The organism is Pantoea sp. X-Soil-ISGK-421, from assembly GCF_059730785.1.
In genome coordinates, this window is sequence record NZ_AP035979.1 from 3,553,315 (window position 1) to 3,575,835 (window position 22,521).

The window sequence follows — 22,521 nt, forward strand, 5'->3', positions numbered from 1 at the left end:
CCCTTTTTCATGCTCTTACAGGGCGAGTAGGTTTCTTCCCGTGCCTGGCGAAAGAAGTCCGATACTTTCGTCTGCGACTTACCGCCCTGCTTTTTTTTGATGCTTCTCACAGGCTGAACGCCACACATTTCCTTCCCAGTAAAATCCCGCTAGAGTTCACTCATCCGACCACTTTCTGAGTATGTGATCATGTCTGAACATTATCCCCACCTGTTCGCCCCGCTGGATTTGGGCTTTACCCAGCTCAAAAACCGTTTCCTGATGGGTTCAATGCATACCGGATTGGAAGAACATGCTGAAGGCGCTCAACGTCTGGCCGCCTTTTATGCTGAACGTGCACGCGAAGGCGTGGCGCTGATTGTCACCGGCGGCATTGCGCCCAACCCACAAGGCGTGGTGGCTCAAGGCGGTGCCATCCTTAACCAGGAAAGTCAGTGCGACTGGCACCGCGTCATCACCGATGCTGTCCATGCCGAAGGTGGGAAAATTGCGCTGCAAATTTTGCATGCTGGACGCTACAGCTATCAACGCGATCTGGTTGCGCCTTCCGCGCTGCAGGCGCCGATCAGTCCTTTTACGCCGCAAGCGCTCAGCGATGACGATATTCAGCAAACCATTCGTGACTTTGCACACTGCGCCAAACTGGCGCAACAGGCCGGCTATGACGGCGTCGAGATCATGGGCTCGGAAGGTTATCTGATTAACCAGTTTCTGGTGGCGCATACCAATCAGCGTAATGATGATTGGGGCGGCGATGTGGCGCGACGCCAGCGTTTTGCATTAGCAGTCACTCAAGCGGTGCGCGATGCCGTCGGCAGCGATTTCATCATTATCTTCCGCCTGTCGATGCTCGATTTGGTCAATAACGGCAGCTCGCTGGATGAGACGCTGGCGCTAGCACAAGCGCTGGAACAGTGTGGCGTCACACTATTCAACAGCGGTATTGGCTGGCATGAAGCGCGCATTCCTACCATCGCCACCTGCGTACCACGCGCCGGTTTTGCCTGGGTTACTCAGCATCTGCGCGAACGTGTCTCGGTGCCGGTCATCGCCACCAATCGCATCAACCATCCCGATGTTGCGGAACAACTCTTGCGTGACGGCATCGCCGATATGGTATCAATGGCGCGCCCGTTCCTCGCCGATGCGGCTTTTGTCCGCAAGGCGGCAAACGGCCATCCCGATGCTATTAACACCTGCATTGCCTGTAATCAGGCATGCCTCGATCAAATCTTTGTCGGCAAAGTCACCTCATGTCTGGTGAATCCGCGCGCCTGTCACGAAACCCTGATGCCGGTGATCAATACCGCACAGCCAAAAAAGCTGGCGGTGGTTGGCGCAGGGCCCGCTGGCATGGCATTCGCGCTGCAGGCGGCCCAACGCGGCCATCAGGTTACGCTGTACGAAGCCGATGCGCAGATTGGTGGGCAGTTTAATATCGCCCGCCAGATTCCTGGCAAAGATGAATTTAGTGAAACGCTGCGCTATTTCCGCCACCAACTCGCCGCCGCTGGCGTAGCGATAAAGACTGAACACTACGTGAACGCTAACGAACTGGAAGCCTACGATGAAGTGATCATCGCCACTGGCATTGTACCGCGCCAGCTGGCGATTCCCGGCATCGACCATCCCAGCGTACTGAGCTATCTCGACGTGATACGCGATAAAAAAGCGGTCGGAAAACGCGTGGCGATTATTGGCGCGGGCGGCATCGGTTTTGATACCGCCGAGTTTTTATTGCATCAAGCCAGCCATGACGATTTCTACCAAAGCTGGGGCATCGATCGCAGCTTGCAGGCGCGTGGCGGATTGATGGCGCCACAACCACAGCCCGCCGATCGACAAATCTGGCTGCTGCAGCGCAAATCCGGTAAGCCGGGCGCCGGGTTGGCGAAAACCACCGGCTGGATCCACCGCGCCAGCTTGCAAGCGCACGGCGTGCAAATGTGGGGCGACGTCGAGTATTTAAAGATTGATGATGCCGGATTGCATCTGCGCCATCAGGGTGAAGCAATCGCGCTGACGGTGGATAACGTGGTGATTTGTGCCGGGCAGGAACCGCTGCGTCTGCTGGCGGACGAGCTGAGCGCGCGAGGTAAATCAGTACACGTGATTGGTGGTGCGGATGTGGCGCAGGAGCTGGATGCTCGCCGCGCCATCGCTCAGGCAACCGAACTGGCGCTGAGCGTGTAATTAACGCAGTTTTACCGAACGCAGCACTACAAACTTAGCGTTGGACGCCACCAGCTCGCAGTTGCCAAACAGCTTTTTCATTTTGACGTGATAACCGAGGTGGCGGTTGCCGACGATGCGCAACTCGCCGCCGTATTGCAGGCAGCGTTTCGCATCACGCAGCATTTGCCACGCCAGATGATCGGTCACCGCGTGCTGCTGATGGAAAGGTGGATTGCACAATACCGCATGCAAACGATCCGAGGGGAAACCGCTCAGCACATTGTTAACGCGGAATTGGCAGCGCGCCATATCCTGCGGGCGGTTCACTTCCACGTTCAGTTTGCTTGATGCCACCGCCATGTAAGATTCGTCATAAAACAGCACATCCGCATTCGGGTTCTGTTCCAGCGCCAGCAAGCCAATCACGCCATTGCCACAGCCCAAATCGAGAATCTCGCCTTCAATGTTAAAGGGCAGATGTTGCATAAAGAAACGCGCGCCAACATCCAGCGAGGCGCGGGAGAACACGTTGGCATGGTTGTGGATCTGATATTCAGAATCGTCAAGCGGCCAAACCGTGGTCGCAGGCTGATCCACTAAGGCAGGCGCGGTGAAGCGGCTGTAAATCAGACGCGCTTTTTTCCACGCCAGCGACGTTTTGCTCTCGCCCAGAATACGCTCGAACAGTTGCAGCGTGGAGTTGTGAATATCCTTGGCTTTCGCCGCCGCCAAAATCAGTGTGTCTGGCGTGACCACTTCGCGCAGTGCTCGCAATTGATGCTCCAGCAAAGCCAGCGCTTTGGGGATTTTGATCATCACCACCGCCGGCGCGGCTGGCAGTGGTGCCAGGCTATCGATAAAGTGCACCTGATCTTCATCCATCTCATTGAGACGCAGGTTCTGTTTCGCCGCCTGTTCGCTCAGCAGCGAATCGCTGACGTGCCACACGGGACGCGCGCCAAGTCCGCAGGTCAAGGCTCCAAAGCTGTCGTTGAACACCAATACCGGTCCCTCAGGCAGCGCTTGCTGCAACAGGTATTCATCGGCGGAATCCCATGCCTGTAGCGGGCTTTCCTCACGCATGGGCGGGAAGCGGTGCAGCGTCAGCGTGCGATTGGTCAGTTCAAGTTGGCTCATGGAATCTCCGGCGTGGTACACTTTGCGCGATTTTCGCCCTAAAAAGGGGGCGCAGTATACTGTCTTTCGCCGGGAATCCCAATGTCATTAATCTATCTGCAGGGTTACCCTGAAAACATCCTCGAGCAGGTTCAGACACTGATCGAACATGAGCGTTTAGGTTCCTTTCTCCAGCAACGCTATCCCAATACGCACAATATCGTCAGCGACCGGGCGCTTTATGATTACACGCAGGCGCTGAAAAACCGCTACATGCGCAGCGCGCCACCGGTGAGCAAAGTGATTTGGGACAATAAGATCAAGGTGATGAAGCACGCATTAGGGCTGCATACGGCGATTTCGCGCGTGCAAGGTGGCAACCTAAAAGCCAAGGCGGAGATCCGCATCTCCACGTTCTTCCGTCTCGCACCGGAAGCATTTCTGCGTATGATCGTGGTACACGAGTTGGCTCATCTGAAAGAGAAAGAACATGACAAAGCCTTTTACCAACTCTGCTGCCACATGGAACCGGATTATCATCAGTTGGAGTTTGACGCCCGCCTGTGGATGACCGACCAGGCGATGCGCGGCAACGCGGCTTAAAGAAACTCCTGCGCTTTTTGAATCAGGCTGGTTTTCGTCAATGCGCCCATAAAACGGCGCTCTTGCGGATTATTCAGCACCGGTAAACGCTCAAGCGTGACACGGGCAAAGGCTTCCCAACCTTCGCGCATGCTTTGATTTTGATAAATGCAGGGAAAATTATTGTCCATCACGCTACTCACTGGTGAATACAGGGTAATCTCCTGCGCTAACACCTTGCGTGAAATATCGTGAATCGACACCACGCCGAGAAATTGTCCTTCGCTATTAATCACATAAACATAACGTTCACGCTTGAGTGAGCTCACCGCCAGCGCCTGCCCAACCGACTCTTCCGGCTGTAGCGCCGCGCCGGGAATGATCAACTGATCGACACGCATGTTATCGAAGTCATATTTAGCTTCGGAACGGCTGAAATGACTGCTCACCACCGGATAGGTGCTGGAAGATTGCAGGCGATACACCACCATTGACGCCAACACCGACGCGATCATAATCGGGAACAGCAGGCTGCTATTTAGCGTCATCTCTAACACCATCAGCATCGCCATTAACGGTGCCTGACTGACCGCCGCCAGCACCGCCGCCATGCCGATGGCCGCATACAGCAAGGTATTGCCGACCGGTAAATGCAGCATCACGCCCATTTGCGCCAGTGCCACGCCGAGCAGTGCGCCGATCAACAATGAAGGGGTAAATAGCCCGCCGACCGCATTGGACCCAACCGACAGCGTGGTCGCCAGCGTTTTCAGCAGCAGCAATCCTAACAAGCCCATCAGTACATACTGGCCATCAATAATTTTCACGATCACTTCGTAGCCATTACCGAGAATATCGGTAGAGATCAGCGCCAGAAAGCCCACCGCCAACCCACCCGCACCCAACCGCAGCGGCAGCGAACGCACGCGGCCAAACAGCGCTTTGCTGCGGGCAATCAGTTTGATCAGCAGCCACCCGGCGATACCGGCGACAAAACCAATCAGCAGTGTCATCAGCAAACTGCTGATATCCATCTGAAATAGTGCTTCGGATAATGGATATAGCGCGCTGCGGAAACCCAGCGACCACATGGTCATCACCGCCACCGCCGACGAGACTATCAGCGGAATCAAGCGTTGCAGCGCCGAGATGCCAAAAGCGATTTCCGCCACAAATATCGCCGATGCCAGCGGGGCGTGATACACCGACGAAAGCCCGGCGGCAGCGGCCATCGCCACGATATCGCTATTGCGCAGATTGAATGAGGCAGGCAGCCAGCGGCCAATTAAACTGCCGCTCAGCGCCGATAGCTGCACCATCGGCCCCTCTTTACCAATCGACGCGCCGCTGCCGATACTGGCAATTGACGAGAGTGCACGGAACAACGAGGTTTTCGTGGGTACCGCATCAAGCCGGGCGTTGATCACTTCCAGATAATCGGTCTGCACCGTTTCCTGTTTTTCAATCGCCACCGCATAGCGCAGGAAGAAACCAGCTAATACGCCGCCCGCCCCTACCAGCAGCGGCCAGAAGATCCATGGCCAGACATGCATTGCCACGGTGATTTCACTATCACTGTTAAAAAGTAGGTGGTTGATCAATTCGATCACGCCGCGAAATGCCAGCGTTACCAGCGAAGCCACACATCCAACGGGAATGGCGATCAGTAATGTGGTCCAGTTCAGAGCATGTTTACTTCCACTCACCCGCGCGTCCCCGCTAGTCGGTTAAAAAGTTGTGCGGCATCATCATATTGGAATGCGGATCTCAGGATCAAATTTCGCCTGCCTGGCACTCAGATGAACATGTTACTCTGCCGTTTTACTTTAGCAGGAGAGCAGCACGTGATTCGTTTCGCCATCGTGGGAACTAACTGGATTACCCGCCAGTTTATCGACGCCGCGCATGAAACCGGCAAGATGAAGTTGAGCGGCGTTTATTCACGTAATCAGCAGCAGGCCGATGCCTTTGTGGTGGATTACCCCTGCAAGCTGACCTTCACCTCACTGGATGAACTTGCCGCCAGCAGTGAAATCGATGCGGTGTATATTGCCAGCCCGAATGCGTTGCACAGTGAACAGGCGATACTGTTTATGTCGCACGGTAAGCATGTGATTTGCGAGAAGCCGATGGCGTCTAACCTGCGTGAAGCCGAGGCGATGATTGCCTGCGCACGTCAGCATCAGGTGGTGCTATTCGAAGCCTTTAAAACCGCCAGCCTGCCAACGTTCCTGCAACTGCAAAAAACACTGCCACAGCTGGGTAAACTGCGTAAGGCATTAATCAATTACTGCCAATATTCGTCGCGTTATCAGCGCTATCTTGATGGTGAGAATCCGAATACCTTTAATCCGCAATGGTCGAACGGCTCGATCATGGATATCGGCTTTTACTGCCTGGCCGCGGCCGTCACCTTGTGGGGCGCACCGCAACAGGTGAAAGCGCAAGCTTCCCTGCTGGAAAGTGGCGTTGATGCGCATGGTGTGGTGGTGCTGGGCTACGGCGACTTTGATGTCACCTTGCTGCACTCAAAAGTTAGCGATTCACTGATTCCGAGTGAAATTCAGGGTGAAGCGGGATCGCTGGTGATTGAAAAGATCGCCGAATGCCAGCAGCTGCGCTTTATTCCACGCGGCGGTGAGAGCCAAAACCTGACGCAGCCGCAGCACATCAATACCATGCTGTATGAAGCAGAGATCTTTGCCGGATTAGTTGAAGCCGGTGACGTTGAGCACGCGGCGTTAGAAACCTCGCGCATTACGGCGGCGCTGCTCACCGAAATCCGCCGCCAGACGGGCGTAGTATTCCCGGCAGATCGGGCTGAAGTGTAAATATTGCAAAACATTTCCGCAGCCTCTTGAAAGCGATGATTCAACTCCGTATGTTGAGCGCTGCAAAGGGGAGTAACTTGTAAGCTGATTGATCGTCATTACGATGCGCTATGTAACATGCAACACGCATCCGGTCGTCAGGCAACCCGGAATCTATTCTGCGTTGTAAGTGAGACCTTGCCGGAAGGCGAGGTTTGCTTGCAGCACGATCAAAGCGGCTGACGTCTTCTGACCTCAGCTGCTTTTTTTATGTCTGGAAAAGGATACGACTATGCACTCAGTGGGCACACCGTTACTTTGGGGCAGCTTCGCTGTCGTAGTGATCATCATGCTGGCGATCGACCTGCTATTACAGGGCCGACGCGGCGCACAAACCATGTCATTCAAGCAAGCGGCTGTATGGTCGCTGGTTTGGGTCTCCGTTTCACTGCTGTTCAGCGCCGCTTTCTGGTGGTATCTCGATGGCACCGCCGGGCGCGAAGTCGCTACCGCGCAAACCCTTGCGTTCCTTACCGGCTACGTATTAGAGAAAGCGCTGGCGGTTGATAACGTCTTTGTCTGGCTGATGCTGTTTAGCTACTTCGCTGTTCCAGCCAACCTACAGCGTCGTGTACTGATTTATGGCGTATTAGGCGCGATTGTGCTGCGTACCATTATGATCTTCGCCGGTAGCTGGCTTGTGGTGCAGTTCAGCTGGATTCTGTATATCTTCGGCGCCTTCCTGCTGTTCACCGGCCTTAAAATGGCGCTGGCGAAAGAGGAAGATGACAGCGCGGTCGGTGATAAGCCGGTGGTACGCTGGTTGCGCAAGCATCTTCGTATGACCGATAGCCTTGACGGTGAGAAGTTCTTCACCCGCAAAAACGGTGTGCTGTTCGCCACGCCGCTGCTGCTGGTGCTGATCATGGTCGAACTGAGTGACGTGATTTTCGCCGTGGATAGCATCCCCGCGATCTTCGCGGTGACCACCGATCCGTTCATTGTACTCACCTCAAACCTGTTCGCGATTCTCGGCCTGCGTGCCATGTATTTCCTGTTGGCCAACGTGGCTGAGCGCTTCTCAATGCTGAAATATGGCCTGGCGATTGTGTTGGTGTTTATCGGTATCAAGATGCTGATCGTCGAGTTCTATCACATTCCAGTCGGCATCTCGCTGACGGTGGTGGGCGTGATTCTCGGCGGCACGCTGCTGATCAACGCCTGGGTGAACCACAGAAACGACCAGAAGAAGATCTCACCATAATCTTCTGCAGGGGCGCTAATCGCCCCTGCTTTGTTTCGCCAGTGGCAACCTTCGCCTTTTATATATCTGTCACACTTCCCATCATCAGCAGATCAAAAAACCAATCTGCTGCGCATGCACAGAATTATCTCTTTCTTCATAAGCTCTTTTCCTTATACTCCGCCGGGCAAACCGTTGCGCGTGGTGGAACCGCGCACAACACTCATGACCGCGAATAAAAAGACTGTGATATGCAAAACAACTTTATTGGACGTCTGGGCGCGCTGTTCGCAGGCAGCCTGGTAAAACAAATCATGATTGGCCTGGTGGCGGGCGTAGCGCTGGCGTGGTTCTCGCGCGATGCCGCATTAGCCGTTGGCTTGCTGGGTGAGCTGTTCGTGCGGGCGCTGAAAGCCGTCGCGCCGCTGCTGGTTTTGGTGCTGGTGATCTCCTCGATCGCCAACCATCAGCAGGGACAGAAAACCAATATCCGCCCGATCATCATGCTGTATCTGCTCAGCACCTTTTTTGCTGCCGTGGTGGCGGTGATCTTCAGCCATCTGTTCCCACAGACGCTCTCGATGAATGTTGGAGCCACGCAAATCACGCCCCCTTCGGGCATTACTGAAGTGCTACACGGCTTGCTGATCAGCATGGTTACCAATCCGATTGAAGCACTGATGAACGCCAATTACATCGGCATTCTGGTGTGGGCGCTAGGCTTAGGTCTGGCGTTTCGTCATGCTAGCCCCAGTAGCAAAGCGTTTCTCAATGATGCGTCCAATGCCGCAACCTGGGTGGTACGCTGTGTGATCCGCTGTGCGCCGCTGGGGATTTTTGGCCTGGTGGCATCTATCCTCGCCTCAACCGGCTTTGATGCCATCTGGGAATACGCCAATCTGCTGGCGCTGCTGCTCGGCTGCATGCTGATTATGGCGCTGGTAATCAACCCGATGTTGGTGTTCCAGAAGATCCGCCGCAATCCCTATCCGCTGGTGTTTACCTGCCTGCGAGAAAGTGGCGTCACCGCGTTCTTTACCCGCAGCTCGGCGGCGAATATCCCGGTGAATATGGCGCTGGCTAAGCGTCTCAATCTGGATGAAGACACCTATTCGGTATCGATTCCGCTTGGTGCCACCATCAGCATGGCGGGTGCATCGATCACCATCACCGTGTTGACGCTGGCAGCGGTGCATACGCTGGGCATTTCGGTGGATGTACCGACTGCGATTCTGTTGAGTTTGGTGGCTTCGCTGTGTGCCTGTGGCGCATCCGGCGTGGCTGGCGGTTCGCTGCTGCTGATTCCAGTGGCCTGCAATATGTTTGGTATTCCGAATGACCTGGCAATGCAGGTGGTTGCAGTGGGCTTTATTATTGGTGTGCTGCAGGATTCCGCCGAGACCGCATTGAACTCCTCGACGGATATTCTGTTTACCGCAGCCGTATGCCAGGCCGAAGCCGAGCGTGAGCCGCGTCGTACGGTCTCCGAATAATCATTGCCCCAGGTCGCCATAAATGGCGACCTGACGCGAATCCGTAGGGTGCGCATTGATGCGCACCGGGTTTTAAAGCGTCACGCCACTTTTAAAGATGGCTAACTCGCGGAAATCATTCGTTTCATTCCGCGCCGGTTGGCCATTGGCAATCGCCACAATCATATCGACGAAATCCTCCAGCATCTCCGTCATGCTCATGCCTTCGATCAAACGCCCGGCATTGAAATCGATCCAGTGCGGCTTCTTCTCAGCCAGCTGCGTATTGGTGGCGATTTTAACCGTCGGCACAAAACCGCCGTACGGCGTGCCGCGGCCGGTGGTAAACAGCACCATATGACAGCCCGCCCCCGCCAGCGCGCTGGTTGCCACAGCATCATTACCCGGGGCACTTAATAGATTCAGTCCCGGCGTATGCAAGCGCTCACCGTATTTCAGCACATCCACCACCTGACTTTGGCCAGCTTTCTGCGTGCAGCCAAGTGACTTCTCTTCCAGCGTGGTGATGCCGCCCGCTTTGTTTCCCGGTGACGGATTTTCGTAGATTGGCTGCTGGTGATCGATAAAGTAGCGTTTGAAGTCGTTGATCATCGCCACGGTCTTTTCAAAGGTGGCTTCATCGCGGCAGCGGCTCATCAAAATACGCTCGGCACCAAACATCTCCGGCACTTCGGTCAGCACCGTGGTACCACCGTTAGCAATCATCTGGTCAGAGAAACAGCCGAGCATGGGATTGGCGGTGATACCGGAAAAACCATCCGAACCGCCACACTCCAGACCAAACTTCAGCTCGCTGAGTTTGCCCGGCTGACGTTGATCCGCGCGCATCGCAGTGTAAAGTTCGTGCAGGCGTTCCAACCCGGCTTCCACTTCATCATCCTGCTTCTGGCACTCCATAAACTGCACGCGATCGCTATCGAAGCCGCCGAGGGTCTCGCGGAACACATCGACCTGGTTGTTCTCGCAGCCAAGGCCAATCACCAACACTGCGCCAGCATTGGGATGGCGCACCATATTTTGCAACATGGTGCGGGTGTTCTCGTGATCCTGTCCAAGCTGCGAACAGCCAAACGGATGGCTGAACAGGTGCACGCCATCAATGCCTTCGGCATCGTTGGTCTCTTTCATAAAGCGCGTCAGGATTTGCCGCGCGATGCCATTTACGCAACCCACGGTGGGCAGGATCCACAACTCATTACGGATGCCGACTTCTCCGCTGGCGCGGCGATAGATCTGCACGTCACGGTCGCCTGCTTGCGGCGGCAGCTCAAGGAAATCGGGCTGATAATCGTATTCGTCTACATCGCTCAGATTGGTGCGCGCGTTGGTGGAGTGGATAATCTCACCCGCCGCAATCGGCTGGGTGGCATGAGCAATGGGCAAACCGTATTTGATCACCAGCGCGTCGGTGGCTAAAGGCTGCAGCGCAAACTTATGGCCGCGCCCAACCTCCTGCTGCAAGGTGATCGCCTGTTGATTGATTTCGACCTGGGTATTGGCTGGCAAATCGCGCAACGCCACAGCAACGTTGTCGCGTGAATGTATTCTAATGGCATCTTGCATAGCGTTATCTCAGTTGTATCAACGCCGTCCGCATCCCGTGGACGATGATGTTTTGCAGGTGTTGGCTGACCGCAGCCACTAATCCGGGCCGCTGAGTGAGATCTTCGCCCCAGTGATTGGCATCGCTCAGTACCGCGCGTACCAACTGCTCCGGAGTCTGTTTATCGTTCTGTACTGCGGGCCACAGTTCAGCAAAACGCTGCAGCCAGTGTTCGTCATCCTGCAGTGGCCAGTGACGTTCGCCCTCTGCACCACGATAAAAAGCCAGCAGCGCGGCAAAGGCGAAGGTCAGGCGCGCAGGCCACTGCCCGGTTTGCTGCTGCGACAGTAAAAGCTGCGGCAGCAAACGGGTGCGAAATTTGGTCATGCTGTTGAGGGCGATTGAGAGCAACGCATGACGAATAAACGGATTACGGAAACGGCGCTGCACTGCGTCGGCAAAAGCGTGCAGCTCATCGCGCGGCAGATCCAGCGTCGGGATGACTTCCTCGCGCAGCAGCGCCTCGACGAAGCCAGCAATCTGCGCGTCATCCATTGCTTCACCGACGCTCTCCAGCCCGGCCTGAAACGCCACCGGCACCAGCGCGGTGTGCGCGCCGTTGAGGATTGCCACTTTCTGCGCTTTGTACGGCGTGATGTCATCCACCAACTTCACTTCCGGTGCCAGCGTGTCGAGCTTCAGCTCTTGCGCCAGCATGTTTGGCCCCTGAATCACAAACTGGTAATAGACTTCGCCCGCCACCAGATAGCGATCTTTGTAGCCCAACTGCGCTTCGATCGCCCCGCTATCCGCCGGATAACCGGTGACAATACGGTCCACCAGCGTGTTGTAGAACGCACAATGATCCTGCACCCAGCGGGCAAACTCCGGCGGCAGCTGCCACTGTTTGCTGTAGCGCAGCACCAGTTCACGCAGCGTATCGCCGTTGTAATCGATCAGTTCACACGGCACCACCAGCCAACCTTTATCGCTGGCGCCGGCAAAATGGTTGAAGCGCGCCCACAGCAGCTGCGTGAGTTTGCCGGGAAAAGATGAGGCGGGCGCATCGTCCAGCCGATCCTGCTCAGCGAAGGCGATGCCCGCTTCCGTAGTATTGGAGAAGACAAAGCGCATTTGTGGCGCGCGCGCCAGCGCAAGGAACTCGTCAAATTGTTGATAAGGTTGAATTTCACGATTCACGCTGCGGATAAGGCTAGCTTCACTTACCTGCTCGCCCGCCGCATTGAGCCCGCGAATCAGCGTGGTGTATAAGCCGTCTTGCTGATTCAGCGTCTCTTCCACCACGCGGTTGCGCGGCCGTACCACCACCACGCCCGCATCGGTGTTGTGATGCTGATTGAGCCAGTCGAGCTGCCAATCAATAAAGGCGCGCAGGAAGTTACCTTCACCAAACTGGATGACGCGCTCGCTATAGTGCGCGCCGGGGAAATTGTGGCGGTTGAGGTGCTGCATCATTAGGCTCCCAGCTCAATGCCGAAGTAATCGCGCGCATTGTTGAAACTGATGTTCTGTACCATCTGCCCTAACAACGCCTCGTCGGCCGGCGCTTCGCCGCGCGCTACCCAATTGCCCATCATTTGGCACAGCAGGCGACGGAAATATTCGTGGCGCGTGTAGGAGAGGAAGCTGCGGCTGTCGGTTAGCATGCCGACAAAGCGGCTCAGTAGGCCAATTTGCGCTAACTGCGTCATCTGCCGCTGCATGCCATCCAACTGATCGTTGAACCACCACGCCGAACCAAACTGCATTTTGCCCGGTTCGCCTTCGCCCTGGAAATTGCCCGCCATGGTGGCCAGCACTTCATTGTCGCGCGGGTTAACGCAGTAAAGGATGGTTTTTGGCAGCGCATTATTGCGGTTTTGCGCATCCAGCAAGCGCGCCAGCGGAATCGCCAGCGGCGCATCGTTAATCGAATCGAAGCCAACATCTGGGCCAAGCAGATCGAACTGACGACGATTGGCATTACGCAGCGCCCCAATGTGGTACTGCTGCGCCCAGCCGCGGCGTGCATATTCGCTGCCGAGCCATACCAACACCGCGGTTTTAAATTGGGCCGTCTCTTCAGCGGAAGGCGCAGCACCTTGCAGACGGCGCGCCAGAATGCCATCCAGCGTGGCTTCATCCGCTTCAGCAAACACCACCACATCTAACGCGTGATCGGAGATTTTGCAGCCATGTGCAGCGAAGTGATCAAGTCGCAGACTTAAGGCGCGGCGCAGATCGTCAAAGCGCAGCACGCTGACATCCGCCACTTGCTCTAAGCGCTGAATCCACGGCAGGAAACTCGCCAGTTCAATGTTGAAAGCTTTGTCCGGACGCCAGCTCGGCAGCACTTTAACGTCAAAGCTGCTGTCCTGCGCCAGCTTGCGATGATGCTGTAAGTCATCAAGCGGATCGTCCGTCGTGCCGACCATTTTCACTTTCATCTGCTGCATGATGCCGCGCGCGCTGAAGGCGTCCTGCGCCAGCAATTCATTGCACTGCTGCCAAATACGCTCAGCGCTCTGTTCGTTCAGCAGCACATCGGTAATGCCGAAAGGACGACGCAGTTCGAGGTGTGTCCAGTGATAGAGCGGATTTCCGATGGTATGCGGCACGGTACGCGCCCAGGCGTTAAATTTCTCACGATCGCTGGCATCGCCGGTGCATAACGCTTCCGGCACGCCGTTCGCTCGCATCGCACGCCATTTGTAATGATCGCCTTTCAGCCAGATGTCATAGAGGTTGGTAAAGCGGTAATTATCGGCAATCTGCTGCGGCGGTAAGTGACAGTGATAGTCGAAAATCGGCTGGTCTTTAGCGTAGTTGTGGTACAGACGACGGGCGAACTCGGTATCGAGTAGAAAATCCTCACTCATAAAACGCGACATACCTGCTTCCTCATTTTATAGCCAGATGGCTTTACCTAAAAGTTATCATACCAATTCAAGCAAACGGCAAAATTGTTTGCGATGCGACTCACAATAATGACAGTTTCACTGTGGGTATATGGACATCCCTGTTGTGATTATGGCGTTAAATGGCTGTTTTAGCGATCTTTAGTCCTTACACACACGAGCTGCAAGGTTTATGTGATGGCATTCAACTTTTGAGGCTGTATAACAAGTTAACCTCTCGCCCCGTTGCTACCGGACTTTATGGCACAGGCAAGGAACTGCGGGAGTGAACGGCATTGTTCACGCTTTCCCGCTCCAGATAACTACAGCGGTAAATCCGCAACGACAGACTGGATGAGGTTAATAATGCGTAAGATCAAAGGGCTACGCTGGTATATGATTGGGCTGGTGACGCTGGGCACCGTGCTCGGTTACCTGACGCGCAATACCATTGCCGTCGCCGCCCCCACGCTGGAAACGCAGCTGGGTATCACTACACAACAATATTCTTATATCGTCGCCGCTTACTCGGCTTGCTACACCATCATGCAACCGGTGGCCGGTTACGTGCTGGATATGCTCGGCACCAAAATCGGCTATGCGGTATTTGCCGTGATGTGGGCAATCTTCTGTGCGGCCACTGCGATGGCGGGCAGTTGGGGCGGCTTTGCGCTGGCGCGCGGCGCGGTGGGCGCAGCAGAAGCAGCCATGATTCCTGCCGGTTTAAAAGCCAGTAGCGAATGGTTCCCGGCCAAAGAGCGTTCTGTCGCGGTGGGTTATTTCAACGTGGGATCGTCGATTGGCGCAATGCTGGCACCGCCGTTAGTCGTGTGGGCAATCATGGCGCATAGCTGGCAAATGGCGTTTATTATCACCGGCGTGCTGAGCATGGTGTGGGCAATCTGCTGGCTGGTGTTTTACAAGCATCCCAAACAGCAAACCAAGCTGAGCGATGAGGAGCGTCACTACATCATTGCCGGCCAGGAGCTACAGCATCAAACTGGCAACAATAAGAAGATGTCGGCGCGCCAGATCCTGCGCAATCGTCAATTTTGGGGCATTGCGCTGCCGCGTTTCCTCGCAGAACCGGCATGGGGAACCTTTAACGCGTGGATTCCCCTCTTTATGTTCAAGGTGTACGGCTTCAATCTGAAAGAGATCGCTATGTTTGCCTGGATGCCAATGTTGTTCGCCGATCTCGGCTGCATCGTAGGCGGCTACCTGCCCCCCCTGTTCCAGCGCTGGTTTGGCGTCAATCTCATCGTTTCGCGCAAGTTGGTGGTCACCATGGGCGCGGTGTTGATGATTGCTCCGGGCACCATCGGTTTGTTCACCAGTCCCTATGTCGCCATTGCGCTGCTGTGCGTCGGCGGATTTGCCCATCAGGCGCTTTCTGGCGCGCTGATCACCCTCTCTTCAGATGTGTTTGGCCGTAACGAAGTGGCTACCGCGAATGGCTTAACCGGCATGGCGGCCTGGACGGCGAGCACCATGTTTGCATTGGTGGTGGGTGCGCTGGCCGATACGCTGGGTTTCAGCCCGCTGTTTGCGGCGCTGGCGGTGTTTGATCTGTTAGGCGCAGTTGTCATTTGGACTGTTCTTAAAAACCAACCGGTTTCTGAACTCGACGATCAGCCTGCCGTGCCATCCGCCGCGGTAGGCACATAAGCTCATCGGGCTGGCATCAGCCAGCCCATTTCCTCTGTGCGACTGAAGTGGTATAACAACTCAACTTTTTTTCACAGCGGACCGCGCAATGGACCTGACCGAATCACGACGCCTCTATCAACAGCTTGCTAGCGAGCTTAAACGCCGCATTGAAGCAGGCGACTACCGCGTCGGCGACAAACTGCCTGCCGAGCGTCTGATCGCGGAAGAGATGCAGGTGAGCCGAACCGTGGTACGTGAAGCGATTATCATGCTGGAAGTGGAAGGTTATGTGGAGGTGCGTAAAGGCTCCGGCATTCACGTGATCAGCAGCCAGCAGCAGAATCGCGTGGTGACGTCGAGCCAACTGGAGTTCGCCAATTTTGGCCCCTTCGAGTTATTGCAGGCGCGTCAGCTGATTGAAAGCAACGTGGCCGAGTTTGCCGCCACGCAGGTGACGCGTCAGGATATCGTGGCACTGATGGCGATTCAGGAGAAAGCGCGTCAGGAAGACCATTCTCGCGATTCTGCGTGGGATATGGAGTTTCATGTGCGCATCGCGCAATCAACGCAAAACAGCGCCTTAGCGGCGATTGTCGAAAAGATGTGGCTGCATCGCCTGCATAATCCTTACTGGCTGAAGCTGCATGAACACATTGATGCCAAAAATATCACCAGCTGGTGTGACGATCACGACCAGATCCTCAAAGCCCTGATCCGCAAAGATCCCGCCGCCAGTAAGCTGGCAATGTGGCAACATCTGGAAAATACTAAACAGATGCTGTTTAACGCCACCACTGACGATTTCGAATTCAACGTCGACCGTTACATGTTTGCGGAAAATCCAGTCATCCTTCCAGAAGGTAGCGACAACGCACGCTGATCCTGCTTATTTTTCAGGCGTTTTGCTGACGAAAAAGTCAGTTAGTCTGCAATAGTGTCAGCTCATGTAAAGCTCCTTTTGACCACCTGCGTCTAAAGGTAAAACTCCTGTGCGGCAGGCACTTTCCCCTGTCTGGATAACGTTATTTTTGTTACAGTTATCGCCCTTTTATTACCCTTTGCGACAGGGCTTTAAAAAGTCGCTGATTTAACAATCAATTCTGGAAGGATCCGGAAACTCCTGCTCAGGCTGCTTATCTAAAATGTATAACCAACGCCAGTCTGCGCCTAAGCCCCTCACGGGCACGTTTAACAATGATGTTCAGGAATGATTGATGGATATTTTGCAAGCATTGCTGCATGCCTTATGGCAGCAGGATTACGAAATGCTCTCCGACCCAACATTGGTTTGGGCTATTTATGGCGTGCTGTTCATGATTCTGTTTCTGGAAAATGGACTGCTGCCCGCCGCCTTTCTACCGGGCGACAGTTTGCTGATTCTGGTCGGTGTGCTGATTGCGAAAGGCACGATGGGTTTCCCGCTGACTCTGCTGATTCTGACCACCGGCGCCAGCCTTGGCTGCTGGGTGAGCTACATTCAGGGCCGCTGGCTCGGTAATACGCCCACGGTACAAAATTGGTTATCGCATTTGCCGGCGCAATATCACCAGCGCGCGCACGCCTTGTTTCATCGCCACGGCTTATCGGCCTTGTTGATTGGTCGTTTTATTGCCTTTGTCCGCACCTTGCTTCCCACCATCGCCGGCCTTTCTGGCCTGAGTAATGCGCGCTTCCAGTTCTTCAACTGGGTAAGTGGCTTCCTGTGGGTGCTAATCCTGACCGTGTTGGGCTTCGCACTGGGCAAAACCCCGATTTTCCGTCGTTACGAAGATGAGTTGATGTTGTGCCTGATGCTGCTGCCGCTGGTGCTGCTGGTGATTGGCCTGGTGGGCTCTTTAGTGGTGCTATGGCGTAAACGTCAATCAACGCGTAACGGGAATTCACAGTCATGATTAACCTCCGTGGATTCCCAAGGCGTTTCCTGCCTTGGGTGCTAGGCGGCGCGTTGGCGCTGCTGGCGGTCTGTTTCGTGCCGAATTTGATGCAGCACGAAACCGTGGTGCAAATCCGTGTCGCGAATAGCGGCACCAATTTGCCCGATGGTTTTTACCTCTATCAGCAACTTTCCGCGCAAGGCGTGCGTATCAAAAGTATTACGCCTTCTGGCGATGCGCTGGTGATTCATTTTGAGAATGAAGAGCAGAGCCTGGCGGCACAAAAAGTGTTGCGACGCCTGTTGCCACAAGGCTTTGTCGTGGCGGCGGGTCCGCAGGCGTCACAGCAATATCCAGACGCCAATCGCCCCACTTACAGCTAAATTTCACCGCCTGACGTTAAGCCAGGCGGTGAGCTAATCCTCGCTATCCCCGCGTCTTCTTTGAATTTTTTCATCTGCTGTCTATTCTTAGAGGTAGCGTAAGCCTAAGACATGCTGGGAAGCCCCTCCTGTCTGATCTCTGGCAGGTTATTAACAATGGAAGGTCACAACCTGATGAAACGTCAATTACTGCTAGGTGCTATTCTTTTCTCACTCTCGGGTTCGCTGCTGGCGGCTGAATCGCTCTGCCAACAAAAAGAGCAGGACATTCAACGTGAGATCGATATGGCGAAGCAGCATAACAACCAGCGCCGCGTAACCGGGCTGGAGCGCGCATTGACCGAAGTCCGTGCAGGCTGCACCGATGAGAAATTGAAATCTGCACACAGCGAACGCATCGCTGAGCAGAAGCACAAAATCGCCGAGCGTGAGCGTGAGCTGAAAGAAGAGCGTCAGGACGGTGACAAGGACAAAATCGAGAAGCGCGAACGTAAGCTAGAAGAGGCGCGGCACGAACTGAAAAAGCTTGAAGCTGAGCCTTATTAATCGGACTTAACTAAATGCTGTAAAAGGAGATTTCCATGGCTAAAGAAACAACATCTGAACATCTGCGCGCTGAATTGAAAAATCTGGCTGATACCCTGGAAGAAGTGCTGAGTAGCTCAGCAGATAAATCCAAAGGTGAGCTGGATAAACTGCGTCATAAAGCGCGCGGTGCTATTGAAAGCTCCCGTGAACGCCTCGGCGATTCCGGCGAACGTATTGCACAAACTACGCGTGAAGCGGCGGAAAAAGCGGACGAATACGTGCGTGATAATCCGTGGCACGGCGTGGGTATTGGTGCAGCGGTAGGTATTCTCATCGGCATTCTAATCTCACGGCGTTAATGATGAGTGATAGTCAGCAAAGCCACGGCCCCGGCAAAGGGGTCTTTAACATCGGTCAACGGATAGTTACCACGCTGGTCAGCATGGTCGAGACGCGTGTCCGACTGGCCATTGTGGAACTGGAAGAGGAGAAGGCAAACCTGATTCAGATGCTGATGATGGTTGGCCTCACCATGCTGTTTACCGCTTTCGGTCTTATGAGCCTGATGGTACTGATCATCTGGGCGGTAGATGCGCAATATCGCCTGATGGCTATTGCTATCACCACCGCGGTACTGTTTGCGTTGGCGCTGATCTTTGGTTTGTGGACGTTGTACAAGTCACGCCAGTCAACGTTGTTACGCCACACGCGTAAAGAGCTGGATACCGATCGCACATTGCTGGAGGAAGATCGCTCATGAGCCGCCGCGAACGTGAAGCACGCATTCACGAACTGCTTAATCAGGTGCAGCAACAGCGACTCGATCTCAGCGCCGATGGACGCGATTGGCTAGCCAGCACCGCGCAATACGATCGTGGCTGGCTGACCTTCATTGGCATGCGCCGCTACCTGGCAATCGGGAGCAGCGCATTGGCCATCTGGTCGATTCGCAGCCCCAATCGCCTGCTGCGCTGGGCCAAGCGCGGCTTCGGCGCCTGGAGCACCTGGCGCATGATCAAATCCACCTTAAATACACGCTAATCCCTCTATTTAAAACCGGATCGTAAAGGTTCGGTTTCGCCCCCTCAAATTTACTGAACAACATTGACAGTATATCTCGCTTACAACTATTCCAACCTGCGATTATTATCTCCCTCCATCAGCCCACTGAACTAAAACAGCCGGTTCAAGGGGATTCAAAACCCGCAGGCCAACAACCTGCAACAAAAACCTTGTTGGAGTAGATGATGAAAAAATTCGAAGACTCAGGCCTGCTGGTAGCACGCGTATTGATGACCATTCTGTTTATCACCGCAGGCTGGGGCAAAATCACCGGTTATGCGGGTACCGCACAGTACATGCAGGCGATGGGCGTCCCTGGCTTCCTGCTGCCACTGGTTATCCTGCTGGAGTTCGGCGGCGGCTTGGCTATTCTGTTCGGTTTCCTGACGCGCTTTACCGCACTGTTCACCGCGGGTTTCACCCTGCTGACAGCGTTCCTGTTCCACAGCAACTTTGCGGAAGGTGTTAACCAGCTGATGTTCATGAAAAACCTCTCCATCGCCGGTGGTTTCCTGGTGTTGGGTCTGGTAGGTCCAGGCGCTTACAGCATTGACCGTCTGATTCGTCAGCGCGTCCAGCCAGCGGCCGCACGCTAAGCAGCATAAGCGTCCGAGAACACATATACTGAATGACAGGGGCGGGGATTTTCCTCGCCCTTTTTTATTATGGAGGGCTTATGGGACAGCTGATTGACGGTGTCTGGCATGACACCTGGTACGATACGAAGTCAACCGGTGGCCGCTTCAAACGCTCTGACGCCGTCTGGCGTAACTGGGTTACCGCCGATGGCAGCGCCGGCCCAACCGGCCAAGCGGGCTTCGCTGCTGAACGCGGTCGTTACCATCTTTATGTCTCTCTTGCTTGCCCGTGGGCGCATCGCACGCTGTTAATGCGCCAGCTCAAGGGACTGGAAGAGATGATTTCGGTGTCAGTGGTACATCCGCTGATGCTGGAAAACGGCTGGACCTTCGACACCAGTTTCCCTGACGCCACTGGCGACGCGTTGTATCAAAAAGAATTTCTCTATCAGCTCTATCTGCACGCCGATGCGCACTACACCGGTCGCGTCACCGTGCCGGTGCTGTGGGATAAAACTCAGCAAACCATCGTCAGCAATGAATCCGCCGACATCATGCGTATGCTCAACAGTGCGTTCGATGCGCAAGGTGCCCGCGCGGGTGACTATTATCCCGCCGACCTGCGTGAAAAGATCGATGAGGTGAACAGCTGGGTTTACGACACGGTAAACAACGGTGTTTATAAAAGCGGTTTTGCTACTTCGCAAGCAGCCTACGATGAATCCGTTACATCGCTGTTTCACTCCTTAGCGCGTCTTGAGCAGATTCTCGGTCAGCATCGCTATCTCACTGGCGATCAACTCACCGAAGCCGATTTGCGCTTGTGGACTACGTTAGTGCGCTTTGATCCGGTCTACGTCACCCACTTTAAGTGCGACCGCCATCGCATCAGTGATTACCGTAACCTCAGTGGCTTCCTGCGCGACATCTATCAGATGCCCGGCATCGCTGACACGGTTAACCTGCCGCACATCCGCCATCACTATTATTGCAGCCACAAAACCATTAACCCAAGCGGTGTGATCTCGCTGGGCCCAGCCTTTGACTGGGATGAGCCACACGGCCGGGATTGAGGGTAATCTTCACCTCTCCGGTGGAGAGGTGAAGCTTTTTCAAGCGAACTTAATCAGCACCATACCGATTAACAGCAATCCCACACCCAGCCAACCGGTGCGGCTCAGTCGCTGGCCGAATAAAATCCAGCCGGCCGCCACCGTGGCCACTAATCCCAGCCCGCCCCATAATGCATACGCGACGGTGAGATCGATGCCTTTCACCGCCTGCGCCAGCGCACTGAACGCCGCCAGCACAGCAACCAGCGATAACACGCCAAATAGCGGACGGCGAAAACCATTAGAATATTTCAGGAAGATATTGGCGACGATTTCCAGACCAATAGCCAGCAACAGCCACGCGATGTGTATCCAGTTAAACGTTGCCATGGCGCAGCTCCTTGCGACTCAACGTACCTAATTTGATTAGGACAATGCCGAGGATCAGCGTTAGCAGTCCGGCGACTTTGACGACAGATAAGGTCTCATCAAACAACAGCACGCTGAACAGCGTAATAAACAGAATACCCACGCCCTCCCACATGGCATACGCCACCCCAAGGGCAATACGCTTAATGGCAAAGGATAAACAAATATAAGAAAGTGCGATCATTACCAGCATAAAAATATAACCGGCGTTGCCGCCGTTAACGCTGGCCCATTTCATCGAGACGGTACCAATAATTTCCGCGGCAATCGCCAGCGCTAATAAAATCCAATACAGCATAATTTCTCTCCTGAACGAGAAATAAACGCCACCCACGCGAAAATAGGCGTGTGAGCCGAATTAATGTAAAAAGTCAGAAAGGAGAGAACGGAACTAAAGCGCGAAACGCCAGTGCTGATCGCAGATTGGGCAGTTTAAAGCAGGGAAAGAAGAAGAGAATAAAGCCTTATTTGGCGCGAAAATTTTGTCCATAAAATTACAACTTATCCACGTTGTTGCTTCTCATCAGTGTGGATTAAATTTGTCCTCGGTGGTTAAACACGCGCTTATTCTGGCATAGCCGCAATAATGTTTTCCGGGATTTTCATTTCTTTACGTGGGCGCGATTAATTAATTTACTTGCTCATCCCACCCCAGAAAACACAAAACCCGCCGAAGCGGGTTTTGTGTTTAAAAAAGTCGAAACTGACCGATAAGCCGGGTTCTGTCGTGGACAGTCATTCATCTAGGCCAGCAATCGCTCACTGGCTCAAGCAGCCTACCCGGGTTCAGTACGGGCCGTACCTTGTGAACCCCTATTTGGCCTTGCTCCGGGTGGAGTTTACCGTGCCACGAACTGTTGCCAGCCGCGCGGTGCGCTCTTACCGCACCCTTTCACCCTTACCTGATCCCATTACTGGGCCATCGGCGGTTTGCTCTCTGTTGCACTGGTCGTAGGCTTGCGCCCCCCAGGCGTTACCTGGCACCCTGCCCTATGGAGCCCGGACTTTCCTCCCCTTTGCCCGTCTCCCCCCGAAAGAGGACGACGACAAAGCGGCGACTGTCTAGTCAGCTTCGGCGCGGGATAATAGGCGATCCGCCGCCATTT

At 54.7% G+C, this 22,521-nt stretch carries 22 protein-coding genes and 1 other RNA gene; 15 read left to right on the forward strand and 8 right to left on the reverse strand.

The annotated features are described in order from the left end of the window. Positions 1-189 precede the first annotated feature (189 nt). Positions 190-2,193: a 2,4-dienoyl-CoA reductase FMN-binding domain-containing protein gene (locus AC6I8K_RS16315; protein ID WP_497827083.1), complete on the forward strand. Its 2,004-nt coding sequence runs from the start codon at positions 190-192 to the stop codon at positions 2,191-2,193. Here AC6I8K_RS16315 and rlmG read toward each other — a convergent pair whose 3' ends face one another. Then, positions 2,194-3,312 carry a 23S rRNA (guanine(1835)-N(2))-methyltransferase RlmG gene (rlmG, locus tag AC6I8K_RS16320; RefSeq protein ID WP_497827084.1) on the reverse strand — a complete coding sequence of 373 codons (1,119 nt, stop codon included), beginning with the start codon at positions 3,310-3,312 and terminating at the stop codon, positions 2,194-2,196. It lies immediately after the preceding gene. An 81-nt stretch (positions 3,313-3,393) separates the two neighbouring features. Between rlmG and AC6I8K_RS16325 the strand changes: the two genes are divergently transcribed. Further along, complete coding sequence (locus AC6I8K_RS16325) at positions 3,394-3,894, forward strand: M48 metallopeptidase family protein (RefSeq protein WP_064738435.1); 501 nt, start codon at positions 3,394-3,396, stop codon at positions 3,892-3,894. On the opposite strand, the gene AC6I8K_RS16330 is transcribed toward AC6I8K_RS16325, so the two are convergent. After that, the gene (locus AC6I8K_RS16330) at positions 3,891-5,579 is read right to left on the reverse strand and encodes a chloride channel protein (protein ID WP_497827085.1); all 1,689 of its coding nucleotides are present in this window, start codon (positions 5,577-5,579) and stop codon (positions 3,891-3,893) included. The genes AC6I8K_RS16325 and AC6I8K_RS16330 overlap by 4 nt on opposite strands. 138 nt (positions 5,580-5,717) lie before the next feature. Here AC6I8K_RS16330 and AC6I8K_RS16335 point away from each other — a divergent pair, with 138 nt between their 5' ends. From AC6I8K_RS16335 to sstT, 3 genes are all read left to right on the forward strand, one after another. Next, positions 5,718-6,704 carry a Gfo/Idh/MocA family protein gene (locus AC6I8K_RS16335; RefSeq protein ID WP_483817926.1) on the forward strand — a complete coding sequence of 329 codons (987 nt, stop codon included), beginning with the start codon at positions 5,718-5,720 and terminating at the stop codon, positions 6,702-6,704. Between the two features lie 271 nt (positions 6,705-6,975). After that, on the forward strand, positions 6,976-7,947 hold the full coding sequence (locus tag AC6I8K_RS16340) for a TerC family protein (RefSeq protein ID WP_497827086.1): 972 nt from the start codon (positions 6,976-6,978) through the stop codon (positions 7,945-7,947). 230 nt (positions 7,948-8,177) lie between these two features. Further along, positions 8,178-9,419, forward strand: coding sequence for a serine/threonine transporter SstT (sstT, locus tag AC6I8K_RS16345; protein WP_497827087.1), 1,242 nt, complete (start codon positions 8,178-8,180; stop codon positions 9,417-9,419). 72 nt (positions 9,420-9,491) lie between these two features. Here the strand turns inward: sstT and AC6I8K_RS16350 are convergent, their stop codons facing one another. The 3 genes from AC6I8K_RS16350 to uxaC are packed head-to-tail and all read right to left on the reverse strand — an operon-like array spanning position 9,492 to position 13,853. Beyond that, on the reverse strand, positions 9,492-10,982 hold the full coding sequence (locus AC6I8K_RS16350; protein ID WP_497827088.1) for a UxaA family hydrolase: 1,491 nt from the start codon (positions 10,980-10,982) through the stop codon (positions 9,492-9,494). A gap of 4 nt (positions 10,983-10,986) precedes the next feature. Continuing rightward, positions 10,987-12,435, reverse strand: a complete 1,449-nt coding sequence (locus tag AC6I8K_RS16355) for a tagaturonate reductase (protein WP_497827260.1) — start codon at positions 12,433-12,435, stop codon at positions 10,987-10,989. A 2-nt stretch (positions 12,436-12,437) separates the two neighbouring features. Continuing rightward, positions 12,438-13,853 carry a glucuronate isomerase gene (gene uxaC, locus AC6I8K_RS16360; RefSeq protein WP_064738430.1) on the reverse strand — a complete coding sequence of 472 codons (1,416 nt, stop codon included), beginning with the start codon at positions 13,851-13,853 and terminating at the stop codon, positions 12,438-12,440. Positions 13,854-14,225: 372 nt separating this feature from the next. Here uxaC and AC6I8K_RS16365 point away from each other — a divergent pair, with 372 nt between their 5' ends. From AC6I8K_RS16365 to AC6I8K_RS16410, 10 genes are all read left to right on the forward strand, one after another. Then, entirely contained in the window at positions 14,226-15,527 is a 1,302-nt protein-coding gene (locus AC6I8K_RS16365) for an MFS transporter (protein ID WP_064738429.1), read from the forward strand. A gap of 88 nt (positions 15,528-15,615) precedes the next feature. Further along, a complete protein-coding gene (exuR, locus tag AC6I8K_RS16370) occupies positions 15,616-16,389 on the forward strand; it encodes a transcriptional regulator ExuR (RefSeq protein ID WP_483816285.1) in 774 nt (257 codons plus the stop codon). A gap of 334 nt (positions 16,390-16,723) precedes the next feature. Then, the gene (locus AC6I8K_RS16375) at positions 16,724-17,401 is read left to right on the forward strand and encodes a DedA family protein (RefSeq protein ID WP_064738427.1); all 678 of its coding nucleotides are present in this window, start codon (positions 16,724-16,726) and stop codon (positions 17,399-17,401) included. After that, positions 17,398-17,766, forward strand: coding sequence for an EnvZ/OmpR regulon moderator MzrA (gene mzrA / locus AC6I8K_RS16380; RefSeq protein ID WP_483816286.1), 369 nt, complete (start codon positions 17,398-17,400; stop codon positions 17,764-17,766). Before AC6I8K_RS16375 ends, mzrA begins: the two co-directional genes overlap by 4 nt. Positions 17,767-17,940: 174 nt before the next feature. Then, positions 17,941-18,312 (forward strand): DUF1090 domain-containing protein, encoded by a 372-nt coding sequence (locus AC6I8K_RS16385; protein ID WP_497827089.1) that lies wholly within the window; start codon positions 17,941-17,943, stop codon positions 18,310-18,312. Positions 18,313-18,347: 35 nt separating this feature from the next. Next, entirely contained in the window at positions 18,348-18,653 is a 306-nt protein-coding gene (locus AC6I8K_RS16390; protein WP_007890363.1) for an ElaB/YgaM/YqjD family protein, read from the forward strand. A 2-nt stretch (positions 18,654-18,655) separates the two neighbouring features. Then, positions 18,656-19,054, forward strand: coding sequence for a phage holin family protein (locus AC6I8K_RS16395; RefSeq protein ID WP_497827261.1), 399 nt, complete (start codon positions 18,656-18,658; stop codon positions 19,052-19,054). Continuing rightward, positions 19,051-19,335 (forward strand): YqjK-like family protein, encoded by a 285-nt coding sequence (locus AC6I8K_RS16400; protein ID WP_064738423.1) that lies wholly within the window; start codon positions 19,051-19,053, stop codon positions 19,333-19,335. The genes AC6I8K_RS16395 and AC6I8K_RS16400 overlap by 4 nt, the downstream gene beginning before the upstream one ends. Before the next feature lie 206 nt (positions 19,336-19,541). Further along, entirely contained in the window at positions 19,542-19,952 is a 411-nt protein-coding gene (locus AC6I8K_RS16405) for a DoxX family protein (RefSeq protein ID WP_064738422.1), read from the forward strand. A gap of 80 nt (positions 19,953-20,032) precedes the next feature. Next, on the forward strand, positions 20,033-21,007 hold the full coding sequence (locus tag AC6I8K_RS16410) for a glutathione S-transferase family protein (RefSeq protein ID WP_483816287.1): 975 nt from the start codon (positions 20,033-20,035) through the stop codon (positions 21,005-21,007). A 39-nt stretch (positions 21,008-21,046) separates the two neighbouring features. Here the strand turns inward: AC6I8K_RS16410 and mdtI are convergent, their stop codons facing one another. The 3 genes from mdtI to rnpB all read right to left on the reverse strand — a co-directional run bounded on the left by mdtI (position 21,047) and on the right by rnpB (position 22,489). Next, complete coding sequence (gene mdtI, locus AC6I8K_RS16415; protein ID WP_483816288.1) at positions 21,047-21,376, reverse strand: multidrug/spermidine efflux SMR transporter subunit MdtI; 330 nt, start codon at positions 21,374-21,376, stop codon at positions 21,047-21,049. Then, the gene (gene mdtJ, locus AC6I8K_RS16420; protein WP_064738419.1) at positions 21,363-21,713 is read right to left on the reverse strand and encodes a multidrug/spermidine efflux SMR transporter subunit MdtJ; all 351 of its coding nucleotides are present in this window, start codon (positions 21,711-21,713) and stop codon (positions 21,363-21,365) included. The genes mdtI and mdtJ overlap by 14 nt, the downstream gene beginning before the upstream one ends. Positions 21,714-22,110: 397 nt before the next feature. Continuing rightward, an RNA gene (gene rnpB, locus AC6I8K_RS16425) (RNase P RNA component class A) lies at positions 22,111-22,489 on the reverse strand. Positions 22,490-22,521 lie beyond the last annotated feature (32 nt).

Coding starts and splice junctions, on each gene's coding strand:
- AC6I8K_RS16315 (WP_497827083.1), top strand. CDS start 190: ATGTCTGAACATTATCCCCACCTGTTCGCCCCGCTGGATTTGGGCTTT.
- rlmG (WP_497827084.1), bottom strand. CDS start 3,312: ATGAGCCAACTTGAACTGACCAATCGCACGCTGACGCTGCACCGCTTC.
- AC6I8K_RS16325 (WP_064738435.1), top strand. CDS start 3,394: ATGTCATTAATCTATCTGCAGGGTTACCCTGAAAACATCCTCGAGCAG.
- AC6I8K_RS16340 (WP_497827086.1), top strand. CDS start 6,976: ATGCACTCAGTGGGCACACCGTTACTTTGGGGCAGCTTCGCTGTCGTA.
- sstT (WP_497827087.1), top strand. CDS start 8,178: ATGCAAAACAACTTTATTGGACGTCTGGGCGCGCTGTTCGCAGGCAGC.
- AC6I8K_RS16350 (WP_497827088.1), bottom strand. CDS start 10,982: ATGCAAGATGCCATTAGAATACATTCACGCGACAACGTTGCTGTGGCG.
- AC6I8K_RS16355 (WP_497827260.1), bottom strand. CDS start 12,435: ATGCAGCACCTCAACCGCCACAATTTCCCCGGCGCGCACTATAGCGAG.
- uxaC (WP_064738430.1), bottom strand. CDS start 13,853: ATGTCGCGTTTTATGAGTGAGGATTTTCTACTCGATACCGAGTTCGCC.
- AC6I8K_RS16365 (WP_064738429.1), top strand. CDS start 14,226: ATGCGTAAGATCAAAGGGCTACGCTGGTATATGATTGGGCTGGTGACG.
- exuR (WP_483816285.1), top strand. CDS start 15,616: ATGGACCTGACCGAATCACGACGCCTCTATCAACAGCTTGCTAGCGAG.
- AC6I8K_RS16375 (WP_064738427.1), top strand. CDS start 16,724: ATGGATATTTTGCAAGCATTGCTGCATGCCTTATGGCAGCAGGATTAC.
- mzrA (WP_483816286.1), top strand. CDS start 17,398: ATGATTAACCTCCGTGGATTCCCAAGGCGTTTCCTGCCTTGGGTGCTA.
- AC6I8K_RS16385 (WP_497827089.1), top strand. CDS start 17,941: ATGAAACGTCAATTACTGCTAGGTGCTATTCTTTTCTCACTCTCGGGT.
- AC6I8K_RS16390 (WP_007890363.1), top strand. CDS start 18,348: ATGGCTAAAGAAACAACATCTGAACATCTGCGCGCTGAATTGAAAAAT.
- AC6I8K_RS16395 (WP_497827261.1), top strand. CDS start 18,656: ATGAGTGATAGTCAGCAAAGCCACGGCCCCGGCAAAGGGGTCTTTAAC.
- AC6I8K_RS16400 (WP_064738423.1), top strand. CDS start 19,051: ATGAGCCGCCGCGAACGTGAAGCACGCATTCACGAACTGCTTAATCAG.
- AC6I8K_RS16405 (WP_064738422.1), top strand. CDS start 19,542: ATGAAAAAATTCGAAGACTCAGGCCTGCTGGTAGCACGCGTATTGATG.
- AC6I8K_RS16410 (WP_483816287.1), top strand. CDS start 20,033: ATGGGACAGCTGATTGACGGTGTCTGGCATGACACCTGGTACGATACG.
- mdtI (WP_483816288.1), bottom strand. CDS start 21,376: ATGGCAACGTTTAACTGGATACACATCGCGTGGCTGTTGCTGGCTATT.
- mdtJ (WP_064738419.1), bottom strand. CDS start 21,713: ATGCTGTATTGGATTTTATTAGCGCTGGCGATTGCCGCGGAAATTATT.